This is a genomic window from Bradyrhizobium nanningense (genome assembly GCF_004114535.1).
Lineage (GTDB): Bacteria > Pseudomonadota > Alphaproteobacteria > Rhizobiales > Xanthobacteraceae > Bradyrhizobium > Bradyrhizobium nanningense.
Window position 1 is genome coordinate 1 of sequence record NZ_LBJC01000059.1, and the last position, 3,405, is coordinate 3,405.

Annotated in this window: 3 protein-coding genes; all 3 read left to right on the forward strand. The window is 63.8% G+C overall.

The genetic code is table 11. The annotated features are described in order from the left end of the window. The first annotated feature begins 148 nt into the window (after nt 1–148). Genes XH84_RS31850 through XH84_RS31860 form a run of 3 tightly spaced genes read left to right on the forward strand, consistent with a single transcriptional unit; the run spans nt 149 to nt 3,320 of the window. The gene (locus tag XH84_RS31850) at nt 149–1,387 is read left to right on the forward strand and encodes a site-specific integrase (protein ID WP_128948539.1); all 1,239 of its coding nucleotides are present in this window, start codon (nt 149–151) and stop codon (nt 1,385–1,387) included. Then, nucleotides 1,384–2,316 (forward strand): tyrosine-type recombinase/integrase, encoded by a 933-nt coding sequence (locus XH84_RS31855; protein WP_128948540.1) that lies wholly within the window; start codon nt 1,384–1,386, stop codon nt 2,314–2,316. Before XH84_RS31850 ends, XH84_RS31855 begins: the two co-directional genes overlap by 4 nt. A gap of 50 nt (nt 2,317–2,366) precedes the next feature. After that, nucleotides 2,367–3,320, forward strand: a complete 954-nt coding sequence (locus tag XH84_RS31860; RefSeq protein ID WP_245471913.1) for a tyrosine-type recombinase/integrase — start codon at nt 2,367–2,369, stop codon at nt 3,318–3,320. The last annotated feature ends 85 nt before the right edge of the window (nt 3,321–3,405 follow it).

The window sequence follows — 3,405 nt, forward strand, 5'->3', positions numbered from 1 at the left end:
CCGCTCTTATGTGTCGGACGAGATTATGTGGCGGAGGCGCCCTAACGCCAGCCAGGGCCGGCCACGGCTGGATTCCTCCGCCACATAATATTTTGTGCCCCTCGTGCGGACGCGGGATCCCCCTGCGCCGTAACGCCGGAGGAGCACAATGCTCGAGTTCTATTTTTCGTACCGTGGGGTGCTTAAACGCCTTCGTGACGGGGCGCTCGGCGCCGAGATGGATCGCATCGCGGGGCACTTTTTCTCGCTCGGTTACAAGCAAGCATCCGCTAAGCTTTATCTGAGCCGGATCGCGCGGTTCGGCCGTTTTGCTGCAGCGCATTGCGGTTCACGGCCGATCGGCGAAGCTATCATCGATAGCTATCTATGCACATTCACCACGGAGTCACCGCGGATTGCGGCAGTGTCTGCGCTCCAACACGCGCGACGGGTGGCGCCCGAACGATTCATTGCCTCGACGCCCATTGTAGTCGATGATCCGGACGCTCCGCTTTTGCGCTCCTTTTCTGACTATCTGAGCAGGGTACGAGGCCTTGAGCCAAGGTCCCGCGATGGCGTTCTCTTGGGCGCACGGCGCTTTCTGGATTGGCTCCGCCATCGCCATCCTGGCCAAGACCTCGAGGCGTTGACGGCAGAGCATGTCCTTGCCGCTGTCGAGTATCGGCTGTTGCTCTCGGCGACCTCCGGCACTCGCACGGCGGCGATCTCTCACATCCGAACGTTTCTCCGCTTTCTGCATTGGGGTGGCCACCACGAGCAGGATCTGGCTCCCGTCGTTCCAAGAACGCCATATTGGCGACTGGCCCATTTACCGCCCCGGCTTTCGTGGGATGATGTTCGCCGCGCCATCGATGCGATCGGCAAGGCGACGCCGATCGACCTTCGCGATCGAGCTGTCCTGTTGTTGCTCGCCACCACAGGCATTCGCAACGGCGAGCTACGCGCTCTTCAGCTCCGGGATATCGACTGGCGAGCTGGCGAGTTTTTTATCCGGCGCACCAAGGGCAAGCGTGACCGAGTGGCCCCGCTCATCGAGGAGACCGGCGCCGCGCTCGCCGACTACATCCTGCGGGCTCGACCGAAGGTCGATAGTCAGCATCTGTTCCTGTCCTTCACGCCGCCCGTGGGACCATTCAAGTACGCGTCGTCTGTTTCGAGGATCGTGCGGAAGCGATTGCAGCATGGTGGGATCGAGCTCGGTCGCGTCGGAGGCGCACATCTCCTGCGCCACAGTCTAGCCACCCAGCTCGTGGGGCGACGAAGGCCGATCAACGAGGTCGCCGATCTTCTAGGGCACCGGAGCATCAACACAACGGCGCTGTACGTGAAGGTCGCGGCCTCGCAGCTCGCTGAGGTCGCGCTCCCCTTTCCGGGAGGCGCCGCATGACCGCCTTCGCCGCATTCCTCGACGACAAGGTCGAGCGCTACATCGAGCTGCGCCGCTCCCTCGGCTACGCCTTCAACAAGCAAGCCGGCACGCTGCGGGCTTTCGTTCGCTGCGTCGAACGATCTCAGCTGGGTGCGCCCGCCACCCGGACGATGGCGCTGGACTTCGTCCTGTCGTTCGGTGGCGCCGCCGACAGCCGCGCGGTCCGTCACGGCGTGCTCCGCCGATTCTACGAGTACCTGGTCGTCTACGACCCCCAGACCGAGGTCTTGGAGCGCAAAGCTTTCCCGCGGTCCAGGGCGATTCCGCCGCCGCGCATCCTAAGAGAGGATGAGCTGACGTCGCTTATCGACGCATGCAGCTTCATTTCGCCAGGGACCCCTCTCAGGGGCCGCACGATGGCGACGCTAATCGGATTGTTGGCCAGCACGGGGTTACGATCGGGCGAAGTGGTCAGGCTTGATCGCGGCGACGTCGATCTGACCAACGGGGTCATCCTCGTCCGTAAAACCAAGTTCCGTAAAGACCGCCTGATTCCTGTTCACCCAACGACCCAGGCAGCCCTTCGTCGGTACGCCCGTGAGCGCGACACCGTGTTTCCCAGGCCCAAAGGCGAGGCGTTCTTCCTCAGCTCGCGAGGCTGCCGTCTGTCGGCAACCGGCTTGCAAAGCAACTTCGCTAAGGCCCGCAAGCTCGCGGGCCTTGACAATGGCAAGCCTCTGCGACCGCACGATCTCCGGCACCGGTTCGCGGTGACCAGGCTGAGGCTGTGGCACCACGAGCGCGCGGACGTCCAAGCGTTGCTGCCCTTACTCGCCACCTACCTCGGGCACGCCAACTATAGCGACACAGCCTACTACCTCACCGGCTCGTCGGATCTCCTCGCCATCGCGGCTGAGCGCGCCTTCCTCGACGGAGGCGCGGCATGAACGAACACCTCCCGCTGGCGCCGCTCCTGGAGTCGTACTTTCGTCGCCGGTTGACCAAGCAGCGCAACGCGACCTCCGCGACCTTAGCCAGCTATCGCGATGCCTTGCGCATGCTGATCCTCTTTGCCGCCGCCCATTTGGGGAAGAAGCCGGCGGCGCTGGCCCTTGAGGATCTCGATCGGGACCTTGTTCTCGCCTTTCTTGACGAGCTTGAGGAGAAGCGGAACAACTCCGTCGCAACGCGCAACGCCCGACTAGCCGCGATCCGATCCTTCTTCCATCACGTCGCTGCCGCCGATCCCGCCTCGTTCGGCGTCGCCCAACGGGTTCTGACGATCCCCACCAAACGGGCCCACATCGAGGTGACGCATCATCTCACCAACGCCGAGGTGGAGGCCATCATCGCAGCCCCTGATCAGACGACGCCCCGCGGTCGGCGCGACCGGGCTTTTCTGCTCTTCTTGGCGAGAACCGGCGCTCGCGTGTCCGAAGCGACCGGCGTCAACGCGAACGACCTTCAGTTGGAGCGAGGACGCCCGCAGGTGCTGCTTCACGGCAAGGGACGCCGAGATCGCGTCGTTCCCATTCCTAAGGATCTGGTGCGATCGCTGACGGACCTATTGAGCGAACGCGGCCTCGCCAATCATGAACCGCGGCCGATCTTCGTCGGGGTCCACAACGAGCGCCTGACGCGTTTCGGCGCGACACACATCGTGCGGCGTGCCGCCTCCCAGGCCGGGTCCACGAGGCCAAGCTTGGAGGGCAAGCCGATATCGCCGCACATCTTCCGGCATTCCCTCGCCATGAAGCTTCTCCGGTCAGGCGTGGACCTCCTGACAATCCAGGCTTGGCTTGGCCATGCTCAGGTCGCCACAACCCACCGATACGCCGCTGCGGATGTCGAGATGATGCGCCGGGGACTCGAGAAGGCGGGCGTCTCAGGCGACCGCAGCGCGCGCTTCCGGCCGAACGACACCATCCTGCAGCTGCTGGCCAACATCTGATTATTATGTGGCGGAGAGACCCTGGGTGGCCGGCCCTGGCTGGCGTTAGGGCGCCTCCGCCACATAATCTCGTCCGACACATAAG